At 64.2% G+C, this 341-nt stretch carries 1 pseudogene; it reads right to left on the bottom strand.

From position 1 onward, the window contains the following. Positions 1-341: pseudogene (locus BRO54_RS19015) on the bottom strand (UPF0236 family transposase-like protein); the annotation flags it as partial.

Below are 341 nucleotides of genomic sequence, written 5' to 3'. Positions count from 1 at the left end.
AGGCCGAGGCTGCCCTCCGGGGCTCTTCCTCCTCCACTGACCCCTTTCTCCACCCGATCCCGTCGATTCGGGCCACCATCGCGTTTTAGAAACGCCCGAAGCCCTTGGTCTTTCCAGCTGCGGCGGGATTTCACCCGATGCGCCAACCGGCTCATCACGCTCTCGGCGTGGCCCATCGGACGCATGCCGGTCGTCTCCACCCCTTGCTCGGACAGCCACTCCCGATCGTCCTGGATGCATCCCGGCATCGACTCGATCCGGCGGATCATGGCAGCCAGCTGTTGTTCTTTCGCTTCGTCCTCCAACGTGCCGACCGTGCTGTTCAGCTCCACGAGAAGCCC

Source organism: Geobacillus proteiniphilus (genome assembly GCF_001908025.1).
GTDB lineage: Bacteria > Bacillota > Bacilli > Bacillales > Anoxybacillaceae > Geobacillus > Geobacillus proteiniphilus.
This window is presented reverse-complemented; position numbering and strand designations above follow the sequence as displayed.